Here is a 26,238-nt window from a genome sequence, read left to right on the forward strand (position 1 = left end):
CTCACAAATGAATCGACAGACCATCAGCCAATGACTGCCGATAGGCACGCCAGGCCGGCACGCTGCCCATCAGCAACGCTGCGCCGAGGATGATAGCCAGCAGCGTCCATTCATGGCTACTCGGCCAGGCCAGTGGCAGGTACAAACCATAGTTGGCCTGCACGTAGCCCTGAGCCAGAGCGATGCCGGCATACAGCAGGCCAAGCCCGGCGACGATACCGGCTACCGCCAACGCCAGCGCCTCGAGGACCAGCAGGCCGGCGATATGCCAGGGCCGAGCACCCACCGAGCGCAGAATGGCCATCTCCCGGCGGCGCTCGTTGAGGCTGGTCAGAATCGCCGTGAGCATGCCGATCAAGCCGGTCAGCACGACAAACAACGACACCACGAACAGGGCTTGCTCGGCGGTCCCCATCAGGCTCCACAGCTCCTGCATGGCCACGCCCGGGAGAATCGCCAGCAACGGCTCGTTGGCGTACTGATTGATCTCGCGCTGCACGCTGAAAGTGGCGATCTTGTTGTTCAGGCCAAGCATGAAGGCGGTGATCGCAGTCGGTTGCAGGTCCATGCCGCGCGCTTGCTCGGCACTGATGCGGCCGGCGCCGCGAGCCGGTACGCCGTTGTGCCAGTCGACGTGAATGGCCTCCATGCCGGCCAGGCTGATGTGCAGGGTGCGGTCAACCGGGGTGCCGGTGCGTTTGAGCACGCCGACCACAGTGAACGGTTTGTCATCGTGTTTGACCAGGCTGATCGCCGCTACGCCATGGGCCAGCACCAGCTTGTCGCCGAGTTTGTAGTGCAGTGCCTCGGCGACTTCGGCGCCCAGCACCACGTCGAACGGGTTATCGGCAAACGGTCGGCCCTGGCTGAGTTCCAGGTGCTGGCGCCGGCCGTACTGGTAGTGGCTGAAGTAATCGGTACTGGTGCCCATCACCCGATAGCCGCGATGCGAGTCGCCCAGCGAAATCGGGATCGCCCACTTCACCCGCGGGTCGCTGGCGTAGTGTTGATAGCTGTCCCAGCGGATGTTGTTGGTGGCGTTGCCGATGCGAAACACCGAGTACAGCAGCAGGTTGACCGAGCCCGAGCGGGCGCCGACGATCAGGTCGGTGCCACTGATGGTGCTGGCAAAGCTGGCGCGGGCTTCGGTGCGGACCCGTTCCACGGCCAACAGCAGGCAGACCGACAGGGCAATCGCGAAGGCGGTAAGAAAGGCCGTGAAGCGCCGGTTGGCGAGGCTGGCCAGAGCAAGGCGGAGCAGGTACATCAGGCCTCCCGGGGCGCGGCGGCGCGATTGAGTTCGGCCAGTGACAGGTGTCGATCGAACAGCGGCGCCAGGCTCTGGTCGTGGCTGACGAACAACAGGCTGGAGCCGGCAGCGCGGCATTCGTCGAACAGCAGCCGGATAAAGGCTTCGCGGGTGTCGGCATCGAGCGCCGAGGTTGGCTCGTCGGCGATCACCAACTCCGGCTGGCCGATCAGCGCGCGGGCCGCGGCTACTCGTTGCTGCTGGCCGATCGACAGGCTATCGGCGCGCCGCGCGAGCATTGCCGGGTCAGTCAGGCCCAGGTGCGCGAGCAATTGCGTGGCGGCCTGATCGACGCTGCCATGGCGCTGGCGGGCACGCTCGGCGCGGCTGGCAGAAAAACGACAAGGCAGTTCGACGTTTTCTCGCACCGACAGAAACGGCAGCAGGTTGAACTGCTGAAAAATGTAGCCGGTGTGATCGACGCGGAAGCGATCGCGCGCGCCCTGGCCCAGCTCGGCCAAGGTCTGACCGAGCAGGCGCACGCTGCCCTGCGCCGGCAGGTTCACACCGCCAAGCAGGCCGAGCAGGGTGGTCTTGCCGCTGCCGCTGGGGCCCTTGAGAAACAGCGCTTCGCCCGCTTCCAGGCGAAACTGCGGGATATCCAGCAGCGGCGCCTGGCCGGGCCAGGCGAACAGCAGATCACGCAGTTCGATCAACGCCTGGCTCATTCAGAACGCGACCGTCGCAGTGGTCGGCGTTGCTTCAAGGCCTTTTTGGCCATTAGGGCCAATCAACTGCACGTTGATCTTCTGCATCGCCGGGTAAGCCTTGAACAGCGGCGCGAGGTCGATGCTGGCGAGTTTGCTCGGGTTGCTGCAGGTGAACTGATAGTGCGCTTCGATATCGCTGTGGGCGTGTTTCTCGGTTTTGCCGGCAGCGGCTGCTGGTGCGTCGAACAGCGGGCTTTGCAGCTCCTGCGCGTCGATGCTGCAGCTAGCGTCCTTGGCCAGACCCAATAGCTGCAGTGGCTGCTCCAGTTGCTGGCGTACGCTGGCTACCTTGGCCTTGTCGGCATCGCTGCTGGCGGCGTGTTCAAAGCCCACCAGGTTCATCGCCGGGCTGTCCAGGCCAAGCTCGAGGGTGTTGCCATCCAGTACTACGTCGAGTTTGGCCACGCCGTGTTCATGGGCGCCCAGCGCGGTGTGGTCGTGATCATGCTCATCGTGGGCATGCGCCACGGCCAGGGGCAGCAGGGCGAAGGGCAGTGCAAGCAACAGACGGCGCATGGACAACTCCAGAGAGCAGGGCGAATGATTTGGTAATGTTATAACAATTTTTCTAGCGAGTGCCAGCCGCTTGGCGAAGGTTTCATGTCGTGGGAGCATGGACGCTAGGCAATTGTGAGCGAGGAAGCCAAGGTGAGAATACGAGGAACGATCGGCGAGTGGCCGGTGGACCTGACCATCGAGCTGGAGCCGGCGGAATGGGCGCAGCTTGGGCGTCAGGTGGAGTTGGCTGCGCCGGTGGAAAAGGCAACGCCGGCACCCGCGGTGCGGCAGAACGATGACCAGTGGCAAGCTGCGCGCGAAGCCTTGCGCGTGGCCGGACAGATGACTGGGCCAGAATTACTTGAGCAACTGGAGCAGTTGACCGGCAGCACGGCGGCGGGCAAGCGGCTGCTGGTGCGTTTGCGTCACAGTGCTGAGGTGAGGGTGGAAAGCGCGGGGGATGCGCCTGTTTATCACTGGATCGGTTGAAGCATAGTGGGCCAGCTACGCTGGCCTTTCGCGACACAAGGCCGCTCCTACAGGCGACCGAGTTGCTCATGGCTCACCGCCGGCCTGTAGGAGCGGCCTTGTGTCGCGAAAGGGCCGCGCAGCGGCCCCGCAGACCGTCGGGCCGATATGCGCCTCAATACATCAAGGCAAACAACTTGCGCCGATACGCGGTAACCAGCGGGTGCTCATTGCCGAGCAGCTCGAACACCTGCAACAGCGCCTTGTGCGGCAATCCGCTTTCATAACCCCGATTACGCTGGAACAGCTTGAGCAACCCATCCAGCGCCGCTTCGTACTGCTGGCGCGCCAACTGCTGAATGCACAGCTGATAAGCGGCTTCGTCGTCCTCAGGGTTCTGCGCCAGACGGCTCTTCAACTCGGCGGCTTCCGGCAGGCTGGCGGCCTGGCGCAAGAAGGTCAGCTGCGCCTTGGCGCCGGCCAACGCTGCCTTGTGCTCGTCGCTCTTGACCGCACCCAGCACGGCCTCAGCTTCACTCAGGTCGCCACGCTCGGCCAGGCAACGGCCGTACAGGATCAACGCCTCGGCATTGCTGTTGTCTTCGCCCAGCAACAGCTTGAGGGTCGCTTCGGCCTCGGCAAAGCGGCTTTCGGCAAACAGCGCCTTGGCTTCTTCCAGTGGCGAGGCAGTCGGCGCGGCAGGCATCTGCACGTGCGGCTCGAGCAGGGCGCGAATCGCCGATTCGGGCTGCGCACCGGCAAAGCCGTCGACCGGCTGACCGTCCTTGAACAGCACCACGGTTGGCAGGCTGCGGATACCGAACTGGGCAACCACCTGCTGCTCGACGTCGCAGTTGATCTTGGCCAGCAACAGCTCGCCCTGATAACCCTCGGCTATCTTGGCCAGCAACGGCATCAGCGCCTTGCATGGCGCACACCACTCGGCCCAGAAATCCACCAGCACCGGTTTGTGGAAGGAGTTCTCGATGACCAACTGCTGAAAGTTGGCGTCGGTAGCATCGAAAATGTACGGCAGGGCGTTGGTATCGGGGGCTTGGCTCATCGCAACTCTCGCAAATCTCTGAATGACACCACTATAAAGGCTCGCGGCTGGCGTGGTACAGGCTGACCCGGCGGAATTCGTGCGGTTCGGCCAGGTCGGGCAGGGTCAAGCCTTCGAGCACGTCCAACTGACGGTACAGCGGGTGGCTGAAATTGCGCACCCGCGAGTCGGCCACCAGCACCTGGCGGCCACGGCTGAGAAAACCATCGAGCAACGGCAGGTTGGCCGGGTCGTACAACACATCAGCCACCAGAATCAGATCGAAGCGGTCGGCTTCGGCAAAAAAATCACTGCTGTAACCGAGCTCGACCTGGTTCAGCGCAGCATTGGCTTGGCACGCAGCCAAGGCCAGCGGATCAAGGTCGCAGGCAACCACCTCGACAGCACCCGCCCGCGCTGCGGCGATCCCGGCAATGCCCGAACCGGCGCCAAAGTCGAGCACGCGCATCCCCTCGACCCACTGTGGATTGGCCGCCAGGTAGCGGGCCATGGCCAGGCCGCTGGCCCAGCAGAAGCTCCAGTACGGCGGCTCTTCGAGGATGCGCTGGGTCTCTTCGCGGGTGAATGCGCGGTGCATGTTGTCGGCGTCGAGCAGCCACAGTTTCAGCGCGCACTCCGGCAGCGCAGTGGCAACCAGCTGCGCTTCGCCGATCAGACCGCTGAGCGCATGCTGCAACTGCACTGGCGCCATTTACGGGGCTTTCTCGAAGCGCAGCGGGCCGGTGGCCTGGCTCGTAGCCTGGACGATGCGCTGTGGCGGCAGGTGCATGATCAACTGACCCGAGCGGCTGGCGCGACCGCGCAACTCGACGCGGGCACCGGCCGGGAATGCTTCCGGGTTGAAGCGCAGTTGATAGGGCAGGTCCTGACCGGTACCGGTCAGGGTGCTGCTGGCCAGCAGCCGCTGCGGGCGATCACGTTCGTCGATCACCAGCAATGCCAGCTCGACCTCGGCACCCGCTGGCACGTCTTGCAGGCTGCCGCTGATTTCCCGTTGATAAGCCGGCAGCGGGCCGAGCGCCGGGGCCTTTTTCACCGTTTTCGGCGCCGGCGTTGCGGGCACCGGTTCGTTTTTAGGTTTATCGCTGCTGCAGGCCGTCATCAGGCCAGCGAGGCAGAGCACGACGAGCGCTCGAAAGTGCATGGAGAAGTCCTTCAGGGGCAGATTTGAGTGGATGGTAACCCCTTTGGCTTGTCTTGCCAGTCGGATGCGCTACCATGGCCCTCCCTTTTTTTGTTGCCTGCCACCATGCACTGTCCCTTTTGCGGTGCCAACGACACCAAGGTCATCGACTCGCGCCTGGTCGCCGAGGGCGAACAAGTGCGTCGCCGGCGCGAATGCGTCGCCTGCGGCGAGCGCTTCACCACCTTCGAAACCGCCGAACTGGTACTGCCGCGGCTGATCAAGCAAGACGGCACCCGCCAGCCATTCGACGAAGACAAGCTGCGAGCCGGCATGCAGCGCGCGCTGGAAAAGCGCCCGGTCAGCGTCGAGCGCCTGGAAGCAGCGCTGGCGCAGATCAAGCACAAGCTGCGCGCCACCGGCGAGCGCGAGGTCAAGTCGCTGGTGGTCGGTGAGCTGGTCATGGAGGCGCTGCGTCAACTCGACGAAGTCGCCTACATTCGGTTTGCCTCGGTCTACCGACGTTTCCAGGACCTTGACGAATTCCGCGAAGAAATCGACCGCCTGGCGCGCCAGCCGGGCAAAGAGTAAACATGCCCAGCCCGACCGCGATTCTCGACGCCCACTACATGGCCCTGGCCGTGCAACTGGCCCGCAAAGGCCAGTACAGCACCCATCCCAACCCGCGCGTTGGCTGCGTCATCGTGCGTGATGGCGAGGTGGTCGGCGAGGGCTGGCATGTGCGCGCCGGCGAGCCGCACGCCGAAGTGCATGCCCTGCGCCAGGCCGGCGAGCGCGCCCAGGGCGCCTGCGCCTATGTCACCCTTGAACCGTGCAGCCACCACGGGCGCACCCCGCCGTGTGCCGAAGCGCTGGTCAAGGCCGGGGTGGCCCGGGTGGTCGCCGCCATGCAGGACCCTAACCCGCAAGTTGCCGGGCGAGGTCTGCGGCGCCTGGCCGAGGCCGGTATCGAGGTTGTCAGTGGCGTGCTCGAGCAAGAAGCGCGTGCGCTCAATCCCGGCTTCCTGAAACGCATGGAGCACGGCCTGCCGTTCGTCCGCGCCAAGCTGGCGATGAGCCTGGACGGACGCACCGCCATGGCCAGTGGTGAAAGCCAGTGGATTACCGGCCCTGCCGCCCGCGCAGCGGTGCAACGCCTGCGTGCGCGCTCCAGCGTGGTGCTGACCAGCGCCAGCAGTGTGCTGGCCGACAATGCGCGGATGACCGTGCGCGGCGGCGAGCTGGGCCTGGACCCTGATACCACCGCCCTGGCCTTGTCACGGCCACCGCTGCGGGTGCTGATCGACAGCCGCCTGCGCCTGCCGCTGACTGCGCCTTTGTTCCAGGCCGGGCCGGTACTGGTGGTCACCGGCGCCGCCGCTGACCCACGCTATGCCGAGGCCGGCCATGAGCTGCTGCAGTTGCCCGGCGCCGATGGCCGGGTGGATCTGCCAGCCCTGCTCAGCGCCCTGGCGGCACGCGGGACCAACGAGATTCTGCTGGAGGCGGGCGCCGGTTTGGTCGGCGCGTTTGCCCAGCTCGGTTTGATCGACGAATACCAATTGTTTGTTGCCGGCACCTTCCTTGGCTCCCAGGCCCGGCCATTGCTGGACTGGCCGCTGGCGAAGATGAGCGAAGCGCCGCGACTGAAAATCACCGAAATGCGCGCGGTGGGCAATGACTGGCGAGTCACAGCCATCCCCCAACCGGCCACCGGCGTATAATGCCCGGCTGGCCCAACGCCGCCCAGTTTCCGAGGAGAACCCAATGTTCACCGGCATCATCGAATCGATCGGCACCATCCGCAGCCTGACCCCCAAGGGCGGCGACGTGCGCGTCTACGTCCAGACCGGCAAGCTCGACCTGGGTGACGTCAAACTGGGCGACAGCATTGCCGTCAATGGCGTCTGCCTGACTGCGGTGGAACTGCCTGGCGACGGCTTCTGGGCTGACGTCAGCCGCGAAACCCTCGACTGCACCGCATTCAACGACCTGAAAAGCGGCAGCCCGGTCAACCTGGAAAAAGCCCTGACCCCGACCACCCGCCTGGGCGGCCACCTGGTCAGCGGCCACGTCGACGGCGTCGGCGAAATCATCTCGCGCAGCGATAACGCCCGCGCGATCCAGTTCCGCGTGCGCGCACCCAAGGAGCTGGCCAAGTACATTGCCCACAAGGGCTCGATCACCGTCGACGGCACCAGCCTGACGGTCAATGAGGTCGATGGCGCCGAATTCGAGCTGACCATCGTGCCGCATACCCTGTCCGAAACCATCATGGCCGACTACCGCAGCGGGCGTCGGGTGAACCTTGAGGTCGACCTGCTGGCCCGTTACCTGGAGCGTCTGCTGCTGGGTGACAAGGCTGCCGCACCGAGCAAGGGCAGTAGCATCACCGAAAGCTTCCTGGCCGCCAACGGCTACCTGAAATCCTGATCGAGAAGGGGGTGCCGCGTGGCGCTCAACAGTATTGAAGAGCTGGTCGAAGACATCCGCCAAGGCAAGATGGTCATCCTCATGGATGACGAAGACCGCGAGAACGAAGGCGACATCATCATGGCCGCCGAGTGCTGCCAGCCCGAGCACATCAACTTCATGGCCAAGCACGCCCGTGGCCTGATCTGCATGCCGATGAGCCGCGAGCGCTGCGAGACCCTCAAGCTGCCGCTGATGGCGCCACGCAATGGCTCGGGCTTCGGCACCAAGTTCACCGTCTCGATCGAAGCCGCCGAAGGCGTCACCACCGGGATTTCCGCAGCCGACCGTGCGCGCACCGTGCAGGCCGCGGCAGCCAAGGATGCCAAGGCAGACGATATCGTCAGCCCTGGCCACATCTTCCCGCTGATGGCCCAGCCTGGCGGCACCCTGGCCCGCGCTGGCCACACCGAAGCGGCCTGTGACCTGGCGCGCATGGCCGGGTTCGAGCCGAGCGGGGTGATCTGCGAAGTGATGAACGACGACGGCACCATGTCGCGTCGCGCCGAGCTGGAAGTGTTCGCCGCCGAGCACGGCCTGAAGATCGGCACCATCGCCGACCTGATCCACTACCGCATGATCCACGAACGTACCGTTCAGCGGGTCACCGAGCAGCCACTGGACAGCGAACTGGGCCAGTTCAACCTCGTCACCTACCGTGATTCGGTCGAAGGCGATGTGCACATGGCACTGACCCTGGGCAAGATCTGCGCCGAAGAACCGACCCTGGTGCGGGTGCACAACATGGACCCGCTGCGCGACCTCTTGATGGTCAAGCAGCCCGGCCGCTGGAGCCTGCGCGCCGCCATGAGCGCCGTGGCAGAGGCCGGCAGCGGCGTAGTGCTGCTGCTCGGTCACCCGCTCGATGGCGACGTGGTGCTGGCGCATATCCGCGAAAGCGCCGGCGAAACCCAGGTCAAGACGCCGAGCACCTACAGCACGGTTGGCGCCGGTTCGCAGATCCTGCGTGACCTCGGTGTGCGCAAGATGCGCCTGATGAGCTCGCCGATGAAGTTCAATGCGATATCCGGATTCGATCTGGAAGTTGTAGAATACGTGCCCTCTGAGTGACACAGGCGCGCCAATCGCCCTGACTCTCGTGTCCAAACCCTCCTGCAGGCCGCCTAGGGCGGCCTCGCTCTTTAAAATGAGAACACCGCAATGACCCTGAAGACCATCGAAGGTACCTTCATCGCCCCCAAAGGTCGCTATGCTTTGGTGGTTGGCCGCTTCAACAGCTTCGTCGTCGAAAGCCTGGTGAGCGGTGCCGTTGATGCGCTGGTACGCCATGGCGTCAGCGAAAGCGACATCACCATCATCCGTGCTCCTGGCGCCTTCGAAATCCCGCTGGTTGCACAGAAAGTCGCTCAGCAGGGCGCTTACGACGCGATCATCGCCCTGGGCGCCGTGATCCGTGGTGGTACTCCGCACTTCGAATACGTTGCGGGCGAATGCACCAAGGGCCTGGCCCAGGTGTCGATGGAGTTCGGTGTGCCAGTCGCGTTCGGCGTACTGACCGTCGACTCGATCGAGCAGGCCATCGAACGTTCCGGCACCAAAGCCGGCAACAAAGGCGCTGAAGCTGCCCTGTCCGCACTGGAAATGGTCAGCCTGCTGGCGCAGTTGGAGGCCAAGTGATTAGCGACGAAAGCGATCGTTTCAACCCGCGCGATCCAAAACCTGCGGATGCTGGCAAACCATCGAAAAGCGCCAAGCGTCGCGAAGCACGCAAGCTCGCGACCCAGGCGCTTTATCAGTGGCACATGGCCAAGCAATCGCTGAATGAAATCGAGGCGCAGTTCCGCGTCGACAACGATTTCTCTGACATCGACGGCGCTTATTTCCGCGAGATCCTGCACGGGGTTCCGGCGAAGAAAGACGACATCGATGCCGCGCTCAAGCCTTGCCTGGACACCCCGCTGGAAGAGCTCGACCCGGTTGAACTGGCGGTTCTGCGCCTGTCCACCTGGGAGTTCCTGATGCGCGTTGACGTACCTTACCGGGTCGTGATCAACGAAGGCGTCGAACTGGCCAAGATCTTCGGCGCCACCGACGGCCACAAGTTCGTCAACGGTGTACTCGACAAGCTGGCGCCGCAGGTCCGTGAAGCGGAAGTCAAGGCGTTCAAGCGCTGATTGCGGCGCTGACCAGCCATGGGTGAGTTCGAGCTGATCCGTCATTACTTCGCCGCCGCGCCCTGTGCGCAGGGCGGCGAAGGTGTTGCGTTGGGGATCGGCGACGACTGTGCCCTGCTTGACCTGCCGGCTGCCGCGCAGTTGGCAGTGTCTACCGATACCTTGGTCGCCGGCGTGCATTTTCCGCACGCCTGCGACCCCTCGCTACTGGGCCAGCGCTCGCTGGCCGTAGCGGCCAGTGACCTGGCAGCCATGGGTGCCACGCCCGTCGGCTTTACCCTGGCGCTGACCTTGCCCGAGGTCAGCGAACAGTGGCTCAAGGCGTATGCCGAAGGCCTCGATCGCATGGCGCGACATTGCCGCCTGAGCCTGATTGGCGGCGACACCACCCGCGGCCCACTGAGTATCACCATGACTGTGTTTGGCCGGGTTCCGGCCGGGCAGGCCCTGCTGCGCTCGGGCGCGCAGGTGGGTGACTTGCTCTGTGTGGGCGGCGAGCTGGGCAATGCCGCCGGCGCCTTGCCGTTGGTGCTGGGCGAGCGCGAAGCGGCGGTCGAGATCAGTGCGCCGCTGCTGGCACAGTACTGGTCACCTTCGCCGCAGTTTGCCTTGGGCCAGGCCCTGCGCGGCAAGGCCACCGCGGCGCTGGATATCTCCGATGGCTTGTTGGCCGACTGCGGCCATATCGCCAAGGCATCCCGGCTGGCGCTCGAGGTGAACCTGGCCGAGGTGCCAGTGTCACCTGCTCTAGTGGCTTTTTCAGGGCCAGCGGCAGCCCGCCAGGCGGCGCTGACCGGTGGCGACGATTATGTCCTGGTGTTCACCTTGCCCGCGCAGCAACTGCCCGCGCTGCGCGACGCTGGCCTGGCGGTGCATGTCATCGGCCGGGCAGTGGCTGGCGAAGGCGTGATTTTGCGCGACGAACACGGCCAGGACATCACCCCGCGACAACGCGGCTATCAACATTTTAGGGAGACACCGTGACCGACCACCCCAATCAGGTGCCTGCGGAGTTCGTTCCGCCTTCGGTCTGGCGCAACCCGTGGCACTTCATCGCCTTTGGCTTCGGTTCCGGCACTTTGCCCAAGGCCCCCGGCACCTGGGGCTCGCTGGTGGCGCTGCCGTTCATTCCGCTGTGGCAGATGTTGCCCGACTGGGGCTACTGGCTGCTGCTGGGTATGACCATGCTGTTCGGCTTCTGGCTGTGCGGCAAGGTCGCCACCGACTTGCGCGTTCACGACCATGAAGGCATTGTCTGGGACGAAATGGTCGGCATGTGGATCACCCTGTGGCTGGTGCCGGAGGGTTGGCAGTGGTTGCTGGCCGGGTTCCTCATGTTCCGCTTCTTCGACATCCTCAAGCCGTGGCCGATTCGCTGGATCGACAAACATGTGCATGGTGGATTCGGCATCATGCTCGACGATATCCTCGCTGGTGTGTTCGCCTGGCTGGGCATGCAGGTTCTAGTTTGGGCGGTAGCCTGATACGGGAGTGGCAGATGGGGTTAAGGACGACGGTGCTGCTGTTGCTGATGCTGCTTGGCGGCGCTGTTGCCAACGCCAGCGACAAGCCTCAGTTGGGCCAGATCCATCTGGTCAGTGAAGACTGGCTCGACTACACCAACGCCGACGGCACTGGCCTGGCGTGGGATGTGTTGCGCCAGGTGTTCGAGCCCGCCGGGGTCAAGGTGTCCATCCAGAGCGCGCCTTACAGCCGTGCCATTGGCCTGGTCAAACGTGGCGAGGCGGATGCCTGGGTCGGCTCCTACAAGCAGGAGAGCGACGACAACCTCTACCCGCGCTGGCACTTCGATGTCGATCATATCTATGCGCTGGGCCTGACCAGCAAGCCCGTGCCGACCCCCGCCAATATCGGCGACTATCGCCTGGCCTGGGTGCGCGGCTACGACTACGGCAGTTACTTGCCGAATGTTCATGAGTTCAGGGAAATCCAGCGCCGCGAAGGGATTCTGCCGATGCTCGAGCATAACCGGGTCGACTTCTATGTCGATTCACTCACAGAAGTCGAGTACGTCCAGGCCCAGGCGCCCAAGCCGGACAGCTTTCGCCGCACTCATGTAGCAGAATTGCCGCTCTATCTTGCCTTTGCTCACAATGAGCAAGGCAAGGCGCTGAGTGCGCTGTTTGACCAACGCATGCAGCAACTGGTGCGCAGCGGCGAGCTGGAAGCGGTCTTCAAGAAGTGGAAGCAGCCCTATCCGTTCACTGCCGACAGCCAGCCTCGCTGAGCACATCCTCGCTAAGCATCGAACCTTTCGATCTTAACCGACGGTATTCACCGTGCGCACGCTTGTCAGCCTGCTGATACAATCGGCCCACGTGAAATTCCAAGTTACTAATCAGGAGCACAACGTGCCCGTCGTCTTTGTTGCCGCCTCGAAACTTCCGACTCCTTTTGCGACCTTCACCATGCATGGCTTTCTTGACGAAGCCACGGGCCGCGAGCACGTCGTGCTCAGCCTGGGTGATATCGCTGATGGCGAGCCGGTGCTCGGGCGTCTGCACTCCGAGTGCCTGACTGGGGATGCGCTGTTCAGCCAGCGTTGCGACTGCGGTTCGCAGCTTGAAGCTGCGCTGCAGGCGATTGCCCGCGAAGGCCGCGGCGTGCTGTTGTATCTGCGTCAGGAAGGCCGCGGTATCGGCCTGTTGAACAAGATCCGCGCCTACGAGCTGCAGGATGGCGGCGCCGACACGGTTGAGGCCAACGAGCGTTTGGGCTTTGCCGCCGACCAGCGCGACTATGGCATCTGTCTGCCGATGCTCGAGCACCTAGGCGTCAAGTCGCTGCGCCTGATGACCAACAACCCGCGCAAGGTCAAGGCGCTGACTGCCATGGCCATCAACGTTGCCGAGCGTGTGCCGCTGCACACCGGTCACAACCCGCACAACAGCCATTACCTGGCGACCAAGGCCGGCAAGCTCGGCCACATGATGGGCACCGAGCACCAGGGTGAGGTGCCGCAGGCGTGACCCGCAGCGAGGTCAAGCGACGGCTGGCCCTGACCTGGTGGCAGTACCTGGCACTGGGCTTGCTGCCGCTGCCGATCATGGCCTGGGCGTTTGGCGGCGGTGACGGCCTGATTCCGGTGCTGGCGATGCCGCTGTTCATTGCCGGTGCCGCGACCATGTTTCTCAGCCTCGCTCGGTTTGCCGCGTACAAGCGCGCGTTGATCCACACCAGCAAGGTGCTCGGCAGCGTCGAAGAGCCCGCGGCCTGGATCGAGCTGGCGCGGGTACGCCGCCTGGCCATGCTGTACGCCTGCATCCCCGCCTGGGTCGCCGCACTGTCGGTGCTGGTCGGGCTGGAGGCAGTGCCCCAGGTGCTGCTGGCGTTGTCCACCGTGGTGATCCTGTACCTCTATCGCATCCCGCGTCAGCTGGGTTGATGCGGCTGCTCTGCTGCCTGCTGCTGATGCTCGGCAGCACCGTTGCCGCCGAGCCACTGCGGGTGGTCAGCCTGGCGCCGTCGATGAGCGAAATCATGCTCGAACTGCACGCCGATGACCTGCTGGTGGGCGTGCTCGACGGCGGCGAGCGGCCAGCGGCGCTGCGTCAGCTGCCGTCGGTGGGTCGCCAGGGCCAACTGGACATGGAGCGCCTACTCAGCCTGCGGCCGGACTTGCTGTTGTTGTGGCCCGGCGCCGTGGCCCCCGCCCAGCGCGAGCAACTGCGCCGGCTGGGCATCGCCAGCTACGATGGCGAAGCGGCCACGCTCGAACAATTGCTCAGCCACATCGAAGCCATCGCCAGCCGTATCGGCCGGGCCGAACAGGGCCAGCGCTACGCGGCGGGTTTGCGCCAGCGCCTGCAAGAGCTGCGGCAACGCTACCATCGCGAGCAGCCGCTGACGGTGTTCTATCAGGTCTGGGACAAGCCGCTGTATACCTTGGGCGGCAAGCAGATCGTCAGCGATGCGTTGAGTGTATGTGGCGCGCGCAACGTGTTCGCCGACCTGCCGCAGCCGGCGCCGCTGGTGAGTGTGGAGGCGGTGCTGGCGCGCAACCCTGATGTGATTGTCGCGGGCGACCAGGCCCAACTGGCGAGCTGGCGGGCCTGGCCGCAGCTCAAGGCCACGGCTGGGGGGCACCTGCTGGTACTGCCGGACAACGGTTTGGAGCGCCCAAGCGGGCAGATGATCGAAGCTACCGCCAAGCTGTGTGCCTTGCTCGACGCTACAATGCCGGCGTCCAGGTCACGCTGAACAGCCAGCGGCGGCCTTCTTCGCGGTAGGCGTACGCGCTGTTGTCGTAGCTGTAGAGCGCGCGGCTGTAGCCTTTGTCGAACAGGTTATCCAGCTTCAGCTCCAGCTTTAGTTCATCACTCGCGGCCCAGCTACTGCGCAGGCCGAGCAAGCCATAGCCGGCCAATCTGTTGCGGTTGGCTTCGTCATCAAAGCTGCTGCTGACGGCTTGCCAGCTGGCGCCCACGGCGAAGCGCTCGTACTGGCGGTCCAGATCCAGGCTCAGCGTGCGGCGCGCGCGGCGGGCGAGGGTGTGGCCGCTGTCGCGGTCACGCGGGTCGATCATGGCCAGGCCGAGTTGGCTGTGCCAGGCACCCCACGTCTGTTTGAGGGCGAGTTCGGCACCGTTGATCCGAGCGCTGGCAACGTTGCGCGGGATCGAGCCCTGGCCAAAGATGATCGCATCGCTCAATTCGGTGCGGTACAGCGACGCCTCCAGTTGGCTGTCGCTGCCGAGCTGGCTGCGCCACTGCAGCTCGACGGTCTTGGAATGCTCCGGCTTGAGGTCGGGATTGCTGTACGACGGGTAATACAGGTCATTGAAGGTCGGCGCGCGGAAGCCTTCGCTGTAGGACAGCAGCACATCGTTGGCCTGATTGACCGGTAACGTCAGGCTGGCGCTCCAGGTTGTTTGGCCGCCGAACTGCTGGTTCTGATCACGGCGCACGCCAAGCTCGCTGGAGAAGTGCTCACCCTGATAGCGATGCTGCACAAATGCGGCACGGTTCCAGCGGCTGTCCTGATCCAGCTCGGTGTTGGCGTGCACGCGGTCCTGATACCAGTCACCACCCAGCAGCAGCGCGTGCTGCTCGCTCAGGGTCAGGTCGTTCTGCCAGGTCAGTTGGTCGCGGTAGGTGTTGAACACAAAGCGCTCGTCACTGAACTTGTCGCGTTTGTCGTCGCGGTTCTCGCTGTGTGCCAGCTCAAGGCGCGAATGCCAAACATCGCTCAGTTGTGCATCGAAATAGCTGCCCAGGCTGCTGACGTTGAAGTCGGTGTAGGGCTGCTGGCCGAAGGTCTGGCCGCTGGCGAAGTCATAACGGCCGAACGGGTTGTCGTATTCACTGCGGCCTCGGCTGTCGAGCAGGTTCAGGCCCGCCTCGAAGCGCTCGTTGAACGTGTGGCTGAGGCTCAGGTTGAGCGAACGGTTACGGTAGGCATCATGGTCGCCATCTCTGGCCAGCGACGGCCCGGTCGAGTCGATGCCGGCGGTTTCGTCGAGGCTGGCACCAAGGTTGAAGCGGGTCGCGTCGCTGCCCCCAGACAAGCCCAGACTGCGCTGCCAGGTCTGGTTGCTGCCGGCCGCAACGCGCAGACGTGGCTGCAGGCCGGGGCCGCTGCTGCGCCGGGTGAAGATCTGAATGACTCCGCCGATGGCATCGCTGCCGTACACCGCCGAACGCGAGCCGCGCAGCACTTCGATGCGCTCGATCTGATCGATGTCGAGAAACTGTAGGCCGCTGTCGCCGGAGGTGGCATTGGCAATGCGCACGCCATCGACCAGTACCAGGCTCTGGGCGGCCTTGGTGCCGCGGATGAATATCCCGGGCAGGCTGCCGCGTCCGCCGGTGGGGGCAACCTGCACCCCGGGCACGCGGGTCAGCAGGTCAGTCACGCTGGAGGGTTGCAGGCGGTCGATGTCGCTGCGAGTGAACACGGTATTGGCGGCAGCGGTGCTGGTGCGCGATTCGACCTGGCGGCTGGCGCTGATCAGTACGTCTGGCAGCTTCAGGGCGTCATCGCGGTTGGGTTCGGCGGCGAGCAGGGTGCTGGGGAGGGAGAGGAGGGTGGCCAGGGTTGCGAGTTTCATGACAGTTCCGTACGGCGCTTTGGGGCCGCAAAGCGGCCCCAGCAATCACAAGCCGAGCTTGACCATCCGGGCCCGCACCGAAGCTTCGATGCCAGCCGCGTCCAGCCCACATTCAGCCAGCATCTGCGCAGGTTTGGCGTGCTCGACGTAGGTATCTGGCAGGCCCAGGTGCAGCAATTGCTTGAGCACCGCTTCGCGGCTGAGGAATTCGCCAACCGCAGCGCCAGCGCCGCCCATGATGGCGTTTTCTTCGATGGTCACCAGCAGCTCGTGGTTGGCCGCCAGTTCCAGCACCAGGGCCTCGTCCAGTGGTTTGACGAAACGCATGTCGACCACGGTCGCATCGAGCTTTTCAGCCACTTGCAGGGCTTCGCTCAGTTGCACGCCGAACACCAGCAAGGCCACGGTTTTGCCTTGGCGGCGAACCACGCCTTTACCGATCTCGATGGGCTCGAGGTCGGCACTGATCGGCGTGTTCGGGCCGGTCCCGCGAGGGTAACGCACGGCAGCCGGGCCGTTGTAACGGTGGCCGGTGCTGAGCATCTTGCGCAGCTCGTTCTCGTCGCTCGGGGTCATCACCAGCATGCCGGGGATGCAGCGCAGGTACGACAGATCGTAAGCGCCAGCGTGTGTCGGGCCGTCTTCGCCGACCAGGCCGGCGCGGTCGATGGCGAACAGCACATCGAGGTTTTGCACGGCCACGTCGTGAATCAGCTGATCGTAGCCACGCTGGAGGAACGTCGAGTAGATCGCCACCACCGGCTTGGCGCCTTCACAGGCCATACCGGCAGCCAGCGTCACCGCGTGCTGTTCGGCGATAGCTACGTCGAAATAGCGCTCGGGGTAACGCTCGCTGAACGCAACCAGGTCGGAGCCTTCTTTCATCGCCGGGGTGATACCCACCAGGCGCGGGTCGGCAGCCGCCATGTCGCACAACCACTGGCCGAACACTGCCGAGTACTTCGGCCCGCTGGCTTGCTGCGGCACTACTGGCTTGTCGGCGGGTTCGAGCTTGGTGATGGCGTGATAGACGATCGGGTCGACCTCGGCCGGAGCGAAACCCTTGCCCTTCTTGGTCACCACGTGCAGGAACTGCGGGCCCTTGAGGTCACGCATGTTGCGCAAGGTGGCGATCAGGGTCGGCAGGTCGTGGCCATCGATCGGGCCGATGTAGTTCCAGCCGAGCTCTTCGAACAGGGTGCCAGGGACCAGCATGCCCTTGGCGTACTCTTCGGTACGGCGGGCGATTTCCCAGGCGCCGGGCAGGCGCGAGAGGACCTTCTTGCTGCCTTCGCGCATGCTCGCATAGGTGCGGCTGGAGAGGATCTTGGCCAGGTAGTTGGACAAGCCACCGACGTTGCGCGAGATCGACATGTCGTTGTCGTTGAGGATCACCAGCATGTCGGCGTTGACTTCCTGGGCGTGGTTCAACGCCTCGAAGGCCATGCCGGCGGTCAGTGCGCCGTCACCGATCACCGCAATCGACTTGCGCGCGCTGTTTTGCAGGCGGGCGGCGATGGCCATGCCCAGCGCAGCGCTGATCGAGGTGCTGGAATGGCCCACGCCAAAGGTGTCGTACTCGCTCTCGGAGCGACGCGGGAAGGCGGCGATGCCGTCCTTCTGGCGCAGGCTGAGCATGCGCTGGCGACGGCCGGTGAGAATCTTGTGCGGATAGGCCTGATGGCCGACGTCCCAGACCAGACGATCATCGGGGGTATCGAACACGTAGTGCAGGGCTACGGTCAGCTCGATCACACCGAGGCCGGCACCAAAGTGCCCGCCGGTCTGGCCTACGGTATAGAGCAACTCCTGGCGCAACTCGTCGGCCAGGTTCTCCAGGTCGGCTTCGGCCAGCCGGCGCAGGCCGGCGGGCGTGTCGGCGCGGTCCAGCAGCGGAGTGGCCGGGCGTTCGCGGGGGATCTCTTGAAACGTCGTGGGCATCAGGCGAGTCGTTATAGGTTTGAAGACCCGGCAGTTTACCCCATTGTTCGGCAAACTGCCCATTCACACAGGTTCAGCCGCCGCGCTGCCAATGCAACGCGAGCGGGTACTGCCAGTACTGTCAGTGGCGGCGCTCGACGATATAGCGGGCCAGCGCACGCAGGGGTTCGGCGTGCTCGCCAAAGCCGCTCAGCGCCGCCAGGGCCTGGTCACGCAGTTCGCCGGCGTAGGCTTTGGCCGCGTCCAGCCCCAGCAGGGCCGGGTATGTTGGTTTGTCACGGGCTATGTCAGCACCCTGGCGTTTGCCCAGGGTCGCGGTATCGCTCTCGACATCGAGAATGTCGTCCTGCACCTGGAAGGCCAGGCCAACCGCGCGTGCATACACCTGCAATGCATCCAGCTGTGCTTGATCGGCGCGGGCGCTGGCCAGGGCGCCAAGGCGCACGCTGGCTTCGATCAAGGCACCGGTTTTGTGCCGGTGCATGTATTCCAGCGCCTGCTGATCCAGCTTGACCCCGACCGAGCCGAGGTCGATGGCCTGGCCGCCGACCATGCCGGCAGGGCCGGCAGCGTTGGCCAGAGTTTGCACCATGGCCAGGCGGATCGAGTCGGCTTGCGGGCTCAGGCCCGGGTCGAGCAGGGCGGTGAAGGCCAGGCTCTGCAAACCGTCGCCGGCAAGAATCGCACAGGCTTCGTCAAACGCCTTGTGGGTGGTCGGCTGACCGCGGCGCAGGTCGTCATCGTCCATCGCCGGCAGGTCATCATGAACCAGCGAATAAGCGTGGATCAGCTCGACCGCACAGGCTGCGCCGTTGGCTTGCTCGGCCGGCGTGCCGAAGGCTTCGCAGGCGGCATAGGCGAGCAATGGCCGCACGCGCTTGCCACCGTTCATCACGCTGTAGCGCATGGCCGCATACAGGCGCTGCAATTGTTCGGCAGGCGCTTGCAGCAGCGGTTCGAGGGCGGCGTCGACGCGGGCCTGGCAGCTGGCCTGATAGGCTTTAATCATGCTTCGGGCTCGGCGTCGAACGGCTGCGCGGCAAGTTCGCCGTCGCGCTCGAGCAGAATCTGCACCTTTTGTTCGGCCTGGGCGAGCGCGCCCTGGCAGTCACGGGTCAGGGCGATGCCTTGCTCGAAGGCGGCCAGCGACTCTTCCAGCGACAGTTCACCGTTCTCCAGGCGCTCGACCAGGGTTTGCAGGTCGGCGAGGGACTGCTCGAAATCGATGGAGGTTTTTTTGCGGGCCATGGCGACGGTCTCGGTGGCGATCTTAACGGCGCGACACTAGCAGAGGCAGGCATGCGGAGCAAATTCGACGGGCGTGAGCGGACCTACTGGCATGCAATAAATGCTGTCGCATTTTGTAGCATTTACCTTGGTGTGCTCATCTTGCGTTTTACAGACTTGTCCAATTGTCGCCCTCTGGTCCCTCTGACATAATCCCGCGCGCTCTATTCCGGTGCTTTACCGCCCCTCTCTCCACGTCACGTAACGGACTACGTTGTGAGCTTCCTTTCGATCGAATTTGGCCTCTGCTTTGCGTTGTTCTTCCTGCTCTACTGGAGCCTGTGTTGGAGCCTGCGTCTGCAGAACGCACTGCTGTTGGCGGCGAGCTATGGCCTGGTGGCCAGCTTCAGCCTGCAGTCGCTGTATATCCTGCTCGGTTACAGCGTGCTGGTGTACGCCCTCGGGCTGCTCGCGGCGCGCTATCCCGGGCGCTGGTTCATCAGCGGTTTGCTGCTGACGTTGGTGTTGGGCTGCTTCTATCTATTCAAGTATCAGGAGTTCTTCGTCAGCGGCGCACAAAACGCCCTGGCTGCGCTGGGCCTTGATGTGTCGTTGCCCATCGTCGAACTGCTGGTGCCGATCGGGCTGTCGTTCTATGCCTTTCACTCGGTCAGTTACCTGGTCTCGATCAACCGTCGCGAGCTGAGCACGGCGGCGCCGTTGGACCTTGCCCTGTATCTGGCGTTTTTCCCAAGCCTGGTGGCCGGCCCGGTCAATCGGGCCCTGCACATGCTGCCGCAGATTCGCCCCGAAGCGATGCGTCAGGTGCTGGAGCCGCAACGGGCGCTGGGGCTGATCGCCATGGCGGTGGTCAAGCTGTTCTTCCTCAGCGCCTGGCTTGGCAGCGAGTGGGTCGATCCGGTGTTCGACACTCCGGGCAGTGCCAGCCCCGAGCAGGTGTTGCTGAGCGTGTATGGCTACAGCCTGCTGATCTACTTCAACTTCAGCGGCTACACCAATCTGGTCACCGGCATTGCCCTGCTGCTGGGCTTCCGCCTGCCGGACAACTTCGCAGCACCCTACGCTGCGCACAATCTCAAGGAATTCTGGGGACGATGGCATATCAGCCTGTCGCGGTTCATACGTGACTATGTCTATATCCCGCTGGGCGGCAACCGCCAGGGCGCCTGGCGCGGCAACCTGAACATGTTGCTGGCCATGCTGGTGTCCGGCTTGTGGCACGGCGCCAGCGCCAACTTCCTCATCTGGGGCGCGCTGCACGGCATTGGCCTGGCGATCTACAAGCTGTTCGCACAATCGGCGCCGGGCTTCGCCAAGGTGGCCGGGGCGGGCTTGCTGGCGCGCTTGCTGACCTTCCACTACGTGGCCTTTGCCTGGATCTTCTTCCGCAGCCCGACCCTCGACGGCGCCCTGGAGATGCTGGCGGATATCGCCCATGTCAGCCTGGCCGGGCTGAACTCGTCCAGCGGCGTGCTGATCCTTGCGTGCGTGCTGTATCTGGCCATTTATCCGCAGTTGCTCAAGCTGCTCGAGCGCAGCCTGGCGGCCAGCCAACGCCTGCCGTGGCAGTTGTACCCGGTGCCGTTGGCGCTGTTCGTGTCGTTGATCATCTTCGCCTCGCAGTCGGGCGTACCGGGGTTCATCTATGCCAGCTTCTAATTCAGGGCAATTGCTGCGCGTGCAGCTGGACGCGGCCAAGGCGCTTTACGCGATCGTGGTGGTGATGGGCATCTTGTTCTGGCTCAACCAGGACTCGATCAAGCTCTACTGCCAACAAAAATATCACCAGAGCTGCGAGCTGCCGCTGGTTGGGCAAGCGCCGGCCTGGCGCTTCGGGGCCAGCCTGACCACAGCGTTGGGCGCGGCACGCGACAGTTTCATCGCCAGCCTGGAGGGCGACAAGCAGGGAGTCGCGGCGCCAGCCACAACCGTGCTGGCGCCGAGCATGCCGGTGGTGACCGTCGACCTCGAACAACCGCTGCCTGCGGCCAGGCCCGAGCCCGTGCACAGGGTGGCCGAGCCTGGCGCAAGTGCCCCGCTGCCGGTTATCCAGCAGGCGCCAGTGCCATTGGCGCAAACTGCTAGCAGCGTGGTTCTGGCCGCCGGTGACCAGGTGTTTCTGGTCGGTGACTCGTTGATGCAAGGGGTCGCCCCTCACCTGGCCAACAGCCTGCGCAAGCGTTACCAGATCAACACCGTCAACCTCAGCCGGCAGAGTACCGGCCTGGCTTATCCGGGCTTTTTCAACTGGCCGCAAACCGTCGCCGACACGCTGGCGCGGGAGCCGAACATCCGCCTGATGGTGGTGTTCCTCGGCCCCAACGATCCTTGGGACATGCCGCAAGGCAAGGGCAAGCCGTTCCTGCGCTTCAAGTCAGCGGAATGGGAGCTGGCCTACCGTGCCCGGATCGACGCTATCCTCGAACAGGCCCGCGCGCGAAATGTGCAGGTAATCTGGGTCGGGCCACCGAACATGAACCAGCCGCGGCTGTCTGCTGCAATGGCTTACCTGAGTGGCTTGTACCAACAACAGACGGCGCTGTTCGGCCAGCACTTCGTGTCCGCCAACCCCTTTCTGGGTTACCCCGACGAACAGTTCTCCTTCACCGTGCAAACGCCGGAAGGCAAGCGGGTCAAGGTGCGCTACGACGACGGTGTGCACTTCACCATTACCGGCCAGAAAATGATCGCTGCACAGGTACTGTCGCTGATCAGTTTTGCTGGCCTGACCGTTACAGGACACTGATATGCGCCCATGGCGTCACTTGCTGGGCCTGGCCCTGTTGATCAGCAGCATGCAAGGCTGCAGCGCTGGCGTAACCGCGCCGCCACAGCCGCAGCCGGTCAAACAGGCAAAAACCCCCAGCCCGACCCGGGACGGCAACGTCAGCCTGCTCGCGGGCAAGCTGCGCAACGCCGGCCGAGCGCCGGTGGCGATTGTCCAGCTGGGCGACTCGCATACCGCTGCAGACTTGTTCAGCGGCGAGCTGCGCCGGTTGCTGCAGGCGCGTTACGGTGACGGTGGCATTGGCCTGGTGCCGGCCACCGCCGTGCCCGGCATCCGCCATGACCGGGTGATCATCAACAGCGAGCCGCGGCAGTGGACGCTGGTGTCGGCGCGCAACCAGCAGAGCAGCCAGTTTCCGTTGGGTGGTTACTTGTCCATCCCGCAAGCGGCGCAGCCGGTGGTCACCCTCAAGGCGCGTGATGAGGACCACCAGCGCTATCGCATCTCTGCGTTGTACCAGGCAGCCAGCAACAGCACGCTGGTGGCCAATCGCACGCAGCGGCGCATGCTCCCGGCCACCGCCGGCAAGTGGCAACTGAGCCCGGCCTTCCCCAACCTCGGCTTGCCCGTGCAGATGAGCTTGCAGCCCAGCCAGGGCGTACTGCTCGGTGGCTGGTACATCCAAGGGCAGAAGAACAGCGGGGTGACCTTGTCGGCGTTGGGTATCAACGGCGCCCGCCTGGAGGTGGTCGACAAGTGGCAGCCAGGTTGGCAAGACAGCCTCAAGGCGCTGCGCCCCGACCTGGTGATCCTCGCCTACGGCACCAACGAGGCGTTTGACGACACCCTTGATCTGGCGCTGTACCAGACGCAACTGGACACCACCCTGACGCGCTTGCGGCAGGACATGCCGCGCAGCGCGATCTTGCTGGTCGGCCCGCCGGACTCGATCAAGCAGCGCAAGGCGCGCAGCTGTGCAGCACGGCAGCCGCAGCCATTGGCCGCAGTTGTGCGCATCCAGCGTCAGCTGGCGCAGAAGCACAAAGCGTTGTTCTGGGATTGGCAGGGTTACATGGGTGGGCCGTGCTCGATTGCAATCTGGCAGGCACAGGGGCTGGCGCGGGGTGATCTGGTGCACCTGACCGCAGATGGCTATCGCAAGAGTGCGGCGGGGTTGTACCAGTTCCTGAAAGGTCCGCTAGGCTTGCGCTAGCGCGCTCAGGCTGGCACGGGGCAGGCCGCAGATACCGGCTCGCCCCGCGTCAGGTTGCGATCAGACGGCGACGGCTTCCAGCTGGGTCAGCGCCACGCGGTACTGGGCCAACTCCTCGATGGTCAGCATCGGCATGCTGTTTTCACGCGCATACAGGGCCACCTGCTCACCGCGGGCCATGCTGCCATCCGGGTTCATCAGTTCGCATAGCACGCCGGCCGGCCGCAGCCCGGCCAGGCGCGCCAGGTCGACCGTGCCTTCGGTGTGACCACGGCGGGTCAGCACGCCGCCATTGCGCGCCCGCAGCGGGAACACATGGCCCGGGCTGACGATATGGCGCTGCTCGGCGCTCGAGCTCAAAGCCGCCTGAATGGTGGTGATCCGATCATGCGCAGAAACACCAGTGGTGATGCCCTCGGCTGCCTCGATGGTGACGGTGAAACCGGTGCCATGGCGGGCCTGGTTGTTCTTCACCATCGGCGCCAGCTCGAGCGCGTCGACCGTGGCTTCGTCCAGGCACAGGCAAACGATACCGCTGCAATCGCGGATCATCATGGCCATGGTTTGCAGCGAGATGTTTTCGGCGGCGGCAATGATGTCCGCTTCGTCCTCGCGGTCATTGTCGTCGAGCAACAGGACCGGACGGCCTGCCTGGAATGCAGCCAGTGCGGCGGCAACATTGGGGAATTGCTGTTGGTGCTTGGGTGACATGAAACGCTCCTCGTGAAAAATCGATGAACGTCTCGGGGCGAACAAAACGCGCGCACAGGGGCACCTGATGGCCCCTGCCAAACGCCTTCTTTCATCCGGACTATGACCGTCGGCCCTGGAATCTCACCAGATCTGCTGTCCCCCGACCGGGTCGGGGCGCTCGCGGGCTCATCTTTCGATTTACCGCCGGTGGGGACTTGCACCCCGCCCTGAAGACCGGCTCAGCATACAGCACCGAGGCACCGGGCTGGCAAGCGCCGGCTCTGCGACTTTCGCCGTAGTCGGCGGTGGCAATTATTTACCGCCTCAGCATGGCGAGCGTGCTGCAGCCTATCGACCCGCCCGACATCGGGCTGATCCTCGAGGAGCACACGCGCATGACCAGTCAATACCCATTCAGCGATGACGATGTGCAGAAAGCGTTCGATCAACTCAGCGTGACGCTGTTCGACGTACAACGTGATTTCGACCCTGACGACCACCAGTTGCCGAGCCCGAAAATACTGATCGTCGCCGGTGCGCAGGGCTCGGGCAAAACCTTCCTGCTGGAAAAAACCCTGCTACCCAGTGGGTCCTATGAGAACTACGTACGCCTATACCTGCCGGCGTTTCGTGAGTTGCACCCCAGTTACGCGCAGATGCAGGCGCAGGGTGTGCTCCATGTGTACGAGCACACCGAAAAGTTCATCTGGGCACTGGGCGAAAAAGTGTTCGCGTACGCCTTTGCCAACAAGTACAACATCATCATGGAGTCGGCGCTGGATAACATCGAATTTGCCAGATTTCCACCGGCGGCAACGGCAGCGGGCTACCGTTTCGAGGTCCATATGATCGCCTGCCAGAAGGAACTCAGCCATTGGGCAACGCTTGATCGAGTGGTCAAAAGCATCGAAACCAGCGAGCTTGAACGAGTGGTGTCATTGACCCAGATCGAGGAGGCGCAGTTCAACGCCAAGGCGATTCTGGATGCCTTCGAGAATGCCTGCACTCAAGTGCCCGGCTCGGAAATCACGCTCTACCAGCGCGACCTGCCGACCAACATGGAGCGCCAAGTGCTCTGCCACAGTACCTGCGACAGCTATGCAGAGCTCACGCCGCAGGCGGACTTCAAGGGCCAGCCATTCGCTCAGGTGCCACAGCTGGGCGTTAAGTTTGGCATCCTGCGCAATGCTCAGGCCAACTCCCCATGCGCTTATCTGCAGTATGCGCAAGTCGTTCACGCTGGGCTGATAAGCGAAGAGGTACGCCAGAAAATGGTTCAGAAGTGTTGCGCTACATTGGCCAAAGCCCACCCGCTGATGCCCGCGATTCCGGCTGAGGTGTTCCGCGCCTTGTCCATGTATGTGCTCAAGTACGTCCATCCATAACGCAGCACACCGCCTGCTGATTACTTTGAAAGCGTCTCCAGCAGATGCGCCAGCGATGCAGGCAGCATTGCTCCGTGGCTCAGGTCATCGAAGCGTTGGTAAGAGACGTGCAGGCCGTTTACCTGGCCAAGCTCGGTTGCCAGCTCACGCATCGGCCGCTCGGCATCCGCCTGCTGCTGTCCACGCGGACTGGCTGGTTCGGCTGTGCCACGCATCAGCAGCAGGGAAGGTCGAGCCTGACCCAGGCGCTGCTGCAGGCCTTGTGCTTCGCGCACAATCGCACCGTCATGCCACCACAGCGAGGGGCTGGCGGCTGCGTAGTGGCTGAACTCGCCTGGGCGGGTGAACAGCGCATGCAGGACCGCCAGGCCGCCGTAGGAGTGGCCCCACAGCGTCTGCCGGTTGGTGTCGATTGGCGCGACACTGGCGACCAGCGGGCGCATGCGCTGGCTGAGCAGGTCCAGAAACGCGTCGACACCACCGCTGGGCAGGCCCGTTAGCGGGTCGAGCTGTTCGGTCAAGCCAGTAACGGTAGGCGTGTAATCGAAGCTGCGCGCGTTTCGGTCAATACGTTGCTCACCCTGATAACCCACGGCTACCAGCAGTGGGGCTTGGCCGTTGGCGAGTTTCTCCAACAGCCCCGGTTGCAGCACAGCCATCGCTGCATTGCCGTCGAGCATCCAAAGCACCGGGTAGCCGGCAGCCGGGGCCGGGCTGTTGGGTTGACCGACCCACAATTGGTAGTGGCGCTTGCCATCGTCGGAGTCCAGCCTGAAGGTGCTGAAGCGATAGGCCTGACTGTCGCTTTGCAGCCGGCTCGAATCGACCGTCTGCTCGCGGGCAGGAGGCGCTGCAAGCGTCTGGCCAATGACGACGGGGCCGAACAGGAGGGTAATCAGCAGCGGGACGATTTTCATCATGGGCTACCTGCGGGAGGGCGGGTGAATTGCGGGCATTAAAAAGCCGGCTTGTGGCCGGCTTCTCGGGGACGATCTTGGCTCATTTTTGGTAAGCCGCAACCGCCTTAAACGGTATGACCTCAAGGGCCATGAAAAGAAGGCAGACGGCTGTGTCAGGCGTCGCCGAGCCCTCTGCAACGCGGCCTGGGCCGGTGTGGGGCGTAATGTGGGCCGAAGCATACTAGGGCTGGCAGCCGATGCCCAGCAAAAAATTGCACGGGGT

At 64.0% G+C, this 26,238-nt stretch carries 29 protein-coding genes and 1 riboswitch; of the genes, 17 read left to right on the forward strand and 12 right to left on the reverse strand.

Annotated features, from left to right (window positions below; all coding sequences use genetic code 11):
• Position 1 precedes the first annotated feature (1 nt).
• From M2396_RS21945 to M2396_RS21955, 3 genes are read right to left on the reverse strand one after another with little or no spacing between them, the layout of a single operon-like run.
• Positions 2-1,267: an ABC transporter permease gene (locus M2396_RS21945; protein WP_259078783.1), complete on the reverse strand. Its 1,266-nt coding sequence runs from the start codon at positions 1,265-1,267 to the stop codon at positions 2-4.
• The gene (locus M2396_RS21950; RefSeq protein WP_101322314.1) at positions 1,267-1,977 is read right to left on the reverse strand and encodes an ATP-binding cassette domain-containing protein; all 711 of its coding nucleotides are present in this window, start codon (positions 1,975-1,977) and stop codon (positions 1,267-1,269) included. Before M2396_RS21950 ends, M2396_RS21945 begins: the two co-directional genes overlap by 1 nt.
• On the reverse strand, positions 1,978-2,535 hold the full coding sequence (locus M2396_RS21955; RefSeq protein ID WP_259078785.1) for a DUF2796 domain-containing protein: 558 nt from the start codon (positions 2,533-2,535) through the stop codon (positions 1,978-1,980).
• A 132-nt stretch (positions 2,536-2,667) separates the two neighbouring features.
• Between M2396_RS21955 and M2396_RS21960 the strand changes: the two genes are divergently transcribed.
• Complete coding sequence (locus M2396_RS21960) at positions 2,668-3,006, forward strand: hypothetical protein (RefSeq protein ID WP_101323121.1); 339 nt, start codon at positions 2,668-2,670, stop codon at positions 3,004-3,006.
• A 154-nt stretch (positions 3,007-3,160) separates the two neighbouring features.
• On the opposite strand, the gene trxA is transcribed toward M2396_RS21960, so the two are convergent.
• Genes trxA through M2396_RS21975 form a run of 3 tightly spaced genes read right to left on the reverse strand, consistent with a single transcriptional unit; the run spans position 3,161 to position 5,192 of the window.
• Entirely contained in the window at positions 3,161-4,048 is an 888-nt protein-coding gene (trxA, locus tag M2396_RS21965; protein WP_101322312.1) for a thioredoxin, read from the reverse strand.
• Positions 4,049-4,079: 31 nt separating this feature from the next.
• Positions 4,080-4,739, reverse strand: a complete 660-nt coding sequence (locus tag M2396_RS21970) for a methyltransferase (RefSeq protein ID WP_259078786.1) — start codon at positions 4,737-4,739, stop codon at positions 4,080-4,082.
• Complete coding sequence (locus tag M2396_RS21975) at positions 4,740-5,192, reverse strand: YbaY family lipoprotein (RefSeq protein ID WP_103435141.1); 453 nt, start codon at positions 5,190-5,192, stop codon at positions 4,740-4,742.
• Between the two features lie 105 nt (positions 5,193-5,297).
• Here M2396_RS21975 and nrdR point away from each other — a divergent pair, with 105 nt between their 5' ends.
• From nrdR to M2396_RS22035, 12 genes are all read left to right on the forward strand, one after another.
• Complete coding sequence (gene nrdR, locus M2396_RS21980) at positions 5,298-5,762, forward strand: transcriptional regulator NrdR (protein WP_101323120.1); 465 nt, start codon at positions 5,298-5,300, stop codon at positions 5,760-5,762.
• Positions 5,763-5,764: 2 nt separating this feature from the next.
• Positions 5,765-6,895, forward strand: a complete 1,131-nt coding sequence (ribD, locus tag M2396_RS21985) for a bifunctional diaminohydroxyphosphoribosylaminopyrimidine deaminase/5-amino-6-(5-phosphoribosylamino)uracil reductase RibD (RefSeq protein WP_259078787.1) — start codon at positions 5,765-5,767, stop codon at positions 6,893-6,895.
• A gap of 43 nt (positions 6,896-6,938) precedes the next feature.
• Positions 6,939-7,604: a riboflavin synthase gene (locus M2396_RS21990; protein WP_101322308.1), complete on the forward strand. Its 666-nt coding sequence runs from the start codon at positions 6,939-6,941 to the stop codon at positions 7,602-7,604.
• Between the two features lie 18 nt (positions 7,605-7,622).
• Positions 7,623-8,714, forward strand: coding sequence for a bifunctional 3,4-dihydroxy-2-butanone-4-phosphate synthase/GTP cyclohydrolase II (gene ribBA, locus M2396_RS21995; RefSeq protein WP_101322307.1), 1,092 nt, complete (start codon positions 7,623-7,625; stop codon positions 8,712-8,714).
• A gap of 90 nt (positions 8,715-8,804) precedes the next feature.
• Complete coding sequence (ribE, locus tag M2396_RS22000) at positions 8,805-9,281, forward strand: 6,7-dimethyl-8-ribityllumazine synthase (protein WP_003255395.1); 477 nt, start codon at positions 8,805-8,807, stop codon at positions 9,279-9,281.
• Positions 9,278-9,778, forward strand: coding sequence for a transcription antitermination factor NusB (gene nusB, locus M2396_RS22005; RefSeq protein WP_101322306.1), 501 nt, complete (start codon positions 9,278-9,280; stop codon positions 9,776-9,778). The genes ribE and nusB overlap by 4 nt, the downstream gene beginning before the upstream one ends.
• An 18-nt stretch (positions 9,779-9,796) precedes the next feature.
• On the forward strand, positions 9,797-10,762 hold the full coding sequence (gene thiL, locus M2396_RS22010; protein WP_259078792.1) for a thiamine-phosphate kinase: 966 nt from the start codon (positions 9,797-9,799) through the stop codon (positions 10,760-10,762).
• Entirely contained in the window at positions 10,759-11,262 is a 504-nt protein-coding gene (locus M2396_RS22015) for a phosphatidylglycerophosphatase A (protein ID WP_101322304.1), read from the forward strand. The genes thiL and M2396_RS22015 overlap by 4 nt, the downstream gene beginning before the upstream one ends.
• A 14-nt stretch (positions 11,263-11,276) precedes the next feature.
• Positions 11,277-12,026 carry an ABC transporter substrate-binding protein gene (locus M2396_RS22020; RefSeq protein WP_150570994.1) on the forward strand — a complete coding sequence of 250 codons (750 nt, stop codon included), beginning with the start codon at positions 11,277-11,279 and terminating at the stop codon, positions 12,024-12,026.
• Positions 12,027-12,150: 124 nt separating this feature from the next.
• Entirely contained in the window at positions 12,151-12,768 is a 618-nt protein-coding gene (gene ribA, locus M2396_RS22025) for a GTP cyclohydrolase II (protein WP_101322302.1), read from the forward strand.
• Positions 12,765-13,184 carry an MFS transporter gene (locus M2396_RS22030; protein WP_101322301.1) on the forward strand — a complete coding sequence of 140 codons (420 nt, stop codon included), beginning with the start codon at positions 12,765-12,767 and terminating at the stop codon, positions 13,182-13,184. Before ribA ends, M2396_RS22030 begins: the two co-directional genes overlap by 4 nt.
• Complete coding sequence (locus tag M2396_RS22035) at positions 13,184-13,999, forward strand: cobalamin-binding protein (RefSeq protein ID WP_259078793.1); 816 nt, start codon at positions 13,184-13,186, stop codon at positions 13,997-13,999. The genes M2396_RS22030 and M2396_RS22035 overlap by 1 nt, the downstream gene beginning before the upstream one ends.
• Here M2396_RS22035 and M2396_RS22040 read toward each other — a convergent pair.
• The 4 genes from M2396_RS22040 to M2396_RS22055 all read right to left on the reverse strand — a co-directional run bounded on the left by M2396_RS22040 (position 13,971) and on the right by M2396_RS22055 (position 19,037).
• Positions 13,971-15,848 carry a TonB-dependent receptor domain-containing protein gene (locus tag M2396_RS22040; protein WP_150570992.1) on the reverse strand — a complete coding sequence of 626 codons (1,878 nt, stop codon included), beginning with the start codon at positions 15,846-15,848 and terminating at the stop codon, positions 13,971-13,973. The two genes, M2396_RS22035 and M2396_RS22040, sit on opposite strands and share 29 nt — an antisense overlap.
• Positions 15,849-15,893: 45 nt before the next feature.
• Positions 15,894-17,789 carry a 1-deoxy-D-xylulose-5-phosphate synthase gene (gene dxs, locus M2396_RS22045; RefSeq protein ID WP_150570991.1) on the reverse strand — a complete coding sequence of 632 codons (1,896 nt, stop codon included), beginning with the start codon at positions 17,787-17,789 and terminating at the stop codon, positions 15,894-15,896.
• Between the two features lie 121 nt (positions 17,790-17,910).
• Positions 17,911-18,798, reverse strand: a complete 888-nt coding sequence (ispA, locus tag M2396_RS22050; protein ID WP_150570990.1) for a (2E,6E)-farnesyl diphosphate synthase — start codon at positions 18,796-18,798, stop codon at positions 17,911-17,913.
• Positions 18,795-19,037 carry an exodeoxyribonuclease VII small subunit gene (locus M2396_RS22055; RefSeq protein ID WP_101322296.1) on the reverse strand — a complete coding sequence of 81 codons (243 nt, stop codon included), beginning with the start codon at positions 19,035-19,037 and terminating at the stop codon, positions 18,795-18,797. The genes ispA and M2396_RS22055 overlap by 4 nt, the downstream gene beginning before the upstream one ends.
• 255 nt (positions 19,038-19,292) lie before the next feature.
• Between M2396_RS22055 and M2396_RS22060 the strand changes: the two genes are divergently transcribed.
• From M2396_RS22060 to M2396_RS22070, 3 genes are read left to right on the forward strand one after another with little or no spacing between them, the layout of a single operon-like run.
• Positions 19,293-20,696, forward strand: a complete 1,404-nt coding sequence (locus M2396_RS22060) for an MBOAT family protein (protein WP_150573574.1) — start codon at positions 19,293-19,295, stop codon at positions 20,694-20,696.
• Positions 20,683-21,783 carry an SGNH family hydrolase gene (locus tag M2396_RS22065; RefSeq protein ID WP_259078795.1) on the forward strand — a complete coding sequence of 367 codons (1,101 nt, stop codon included), beginning with the start codon at positions 20,683-20,685 and terminating at the stop codon, positions 21,781-21,783. The genes M2396_RS22060 and M2396_RS22065 overlap by 14 nt, the downstream gene beginning before the upstream one ends.
• 1 nt (position 21,784) lies before the next feature.
• The gene (locus M2396_RS22070) at positions 21,785-22,978 is read left to right on the forward strand and encodes an SGNH/GDSL hydrolase family protein (protein WP_259078797.1); all 1,194 of its coding nucleotides are present in this window, start codon (positions 21,785-21,787) and stop codon (positions 22,976-22,978) included.
• Positions 22,979-23,038: 60 nt separating this feature from the next.
• Here M2396_RS22070 and ribB read toward each other — a convergent pair whose 3' ends face one another.
• Entirely contained in the window at positions 23,039-23,689 is a 651-nt protein-coding gene (gene ribB, locus M2396_RS22075) for a 3,4-dihydroxy-2-butanone-4-phosphate synthase (protein WP_101322292.1), read from the reverse strand.
• A 79-nt stretch (positions 23,690-23,768) separates the two neighbouring features.
• Positions 23,769-23,910: riboswitch (FMN riboswitch) on the reverse strand.
• 156 nt (positions 23,911-24,066) lie between these two features.
• Here ribB and M2396_RS22080 point away from each other — a divergent pair.
• Positions 24,067-25,056, forward strand: coding sequence for a zeta toxin family protein (locus tag M2396_RS22080; RefSeq protein WP_150571019.1), 990 nt, complete (start codon positions 24,067-24,069; stop codon positions 25,054-25,056).
• Between the two features lie 20 nt (positions 25,057-25,076).
• On the opposite strand, the gene M2396_RS22085 is transcribed toward M2396_RS22080, so the two are convergent.
• Positions 25,077-25,973, reverse strand: a complete 897-nt coding sequence (locus tag M2396_RS22085; protein ID WP_259078798.1) for an alpha/beta hydrolase — start codon at positions 25,971-25,973, stop codon at positions 25,077-25,079.
• Positions 25,974-26,238 lie beyond the last annotated feature (265 nt).

Origin of the sequence: Pseudomonas sp. BIGb0278 (genome assembly GCF_024809895.1) — a bacterium.
GTDB classification, from domain to species: Bacteria; Pseudomonadota; Gammaproteobacteria; order Pseudomonadales; family Pseudomonadaceae; genus Aquipseudomonas; species Aquipseudomonas shirazensis.

Excerpts from the sequence above, each read along its gene's own strand:
- M2396_RS21945 (WP_259078783.1), bottom strand. The coding sequence starts at position 1,267 with ATGTACCTGCTCCGCCTTGCTCTGGCCAGCCTCGCCAACCGGCGCTTC.
- M2396_RS21950 (WP_101322314.1), bottom strand. The coding sequence starts at position 1,977 with ATGAGCCAGGCGTTGATCGAACTGCGTGATCTGCTGTTCGCCTGGCCC.
- M2396_RS21955 (WP_259078785.1), bottom strand. The coding sequence starts at position 2,535 with ATGCGCCGTCTGTTGCTTGCACTGCCCTTCGCCCTGCTGCCCCTGGCC.
- trxA (WP_101322312.1), bottom strand. The coding sequence starts at position 4,048 with ATGAGCCAAGCCCCCGATACCAACGCCCTGCCGTACATTTTCGATGCT.
- M2396_RS21970 (WP_259078786.1), bottom strand. The coding sequence starts at position 4,739 with ATGGCGCCAGTGCAGTTGCAGCATGCGCTCAGCGGTCTGATCGGCGAA.
- M2396_RS21975 (WP_103435141.1), bottom strand. The coding sequence starts at position 5,192 with ATGCACTTTCGAGCGCTCGTCGTGCTCTGCCTCGCTGGCCTGATGACG.
- nrdR (WP_101323120.1), top strand. The coding sequence starts at position 5,298 with ATGCACTGTCCCTTTTGCGGTGCCAACGACACCAAGGTCATCGACTCG.
- ribD (WP_259078787.1), top strand. The coding sequence starts at position 5,765 with ATGCCCAGCCCGACCGCGATTCTCGACGCCCACTACATGGCCCTGGCC.
- M2396_RS21990 (WP_101322308.1), top strand. The coding sequence starts at position 6,939 with ATGTTCACCGGCATCATCGAATCGATCGGCACCATCCGCAGCCTGACC.
- ribE (WP_003255395.1), top strand. The coding sequence starts at position 8,805 with ATGACCCTGAAGACCATCGAAGGTACCTTCATCGCCCCCAAAGGTCGC.
- thiL (WP_259078792.1), top strand. The coding sequence starts at position 9,797 with ATGGGTGAGTTCGAGCTGATCCGTCATTACTTCGCCGCCGCGCCCTGT.
- M2396_RS22020 (WP_150570994.1), top strand. The coding sequence starts at position 11,277 with ATGGGGTTAAGGACGACGGTGCTGCTGTTGCTGATGCTGCTTGGCGGC.
- M2396_RS22035 (WP_259078793.1), top strand. The coding sequence starts at position 13,184 with ATGCGGCTGCTCTGCTGCCTGCTGCTGATGCTCGGCAGCACCGTTGCC.
- M2396_RS22040 (WP_150570992.1), bottom strand. The coding sequence starts at position 15,848 with ATGAAACTCGCAACCCTGGCCACCCTCCTCTCCCTCCCCAGCACCCTG.
- dxs (WP_150570991.1), bottom strand. The coding sequence starts at position 17,789 with ATGCCCACGACGTTTCAAGAGATCCCCCGCGAACGCCCGGCCACTCCG.
- ispA (WP_150570990.1), bottom strand. The coding sequence starts at position 18,798 with ATGATTAAAGCCTATCAGGCCAGCTGCCAGGCCCGCGTCGACGCCGCC.
- M2396_RS22055 (WP_101322296.1), bottom strand. The coding sequence starts at position 19,037 with ATGGCCCGCAAAAAAACCTCCATCGATTTCGAGCAGTCCCTCGCCGAC.
- M2396_RS22065 (WP_259078795.1), top strand. The coding sequence starts at position 20,683 with ATGCCAGCTTCTAATTCAGGGCAATTGCTGCGCGTGCAGCTGGACGCG.
- M2396_RS22070 (WP_259078797.1), top strand. The coding sequence starts at position 21,785 with ATGCGCCCATGGCGTCACTTGCTGGGCCTGGCCCTGTTGATCAGCAGC.
- ribB (WP_101322292.1), bottom strand. The coding sequence starts at position 23,689 with ATGTCACCCAAGCACCAACAGCAATTCCCCAATGTTGCCGCCGCACTG.
- M2396_RS22080 (WP_150571019.1), top strand. The coding sequence starts at position 24,067 with ATGACCAGTCAATACCCATTCAGCGATGACGATGTGCAGAAAGCGTTC.
- M2396_RS22085 (WP_259078798.1), bottom strand. The coding sequence starts at position 25,973 with ATGAAAATCGTCCCGCTGCTGATTACCCTCCTGTTCGGCCCCGTCGTC.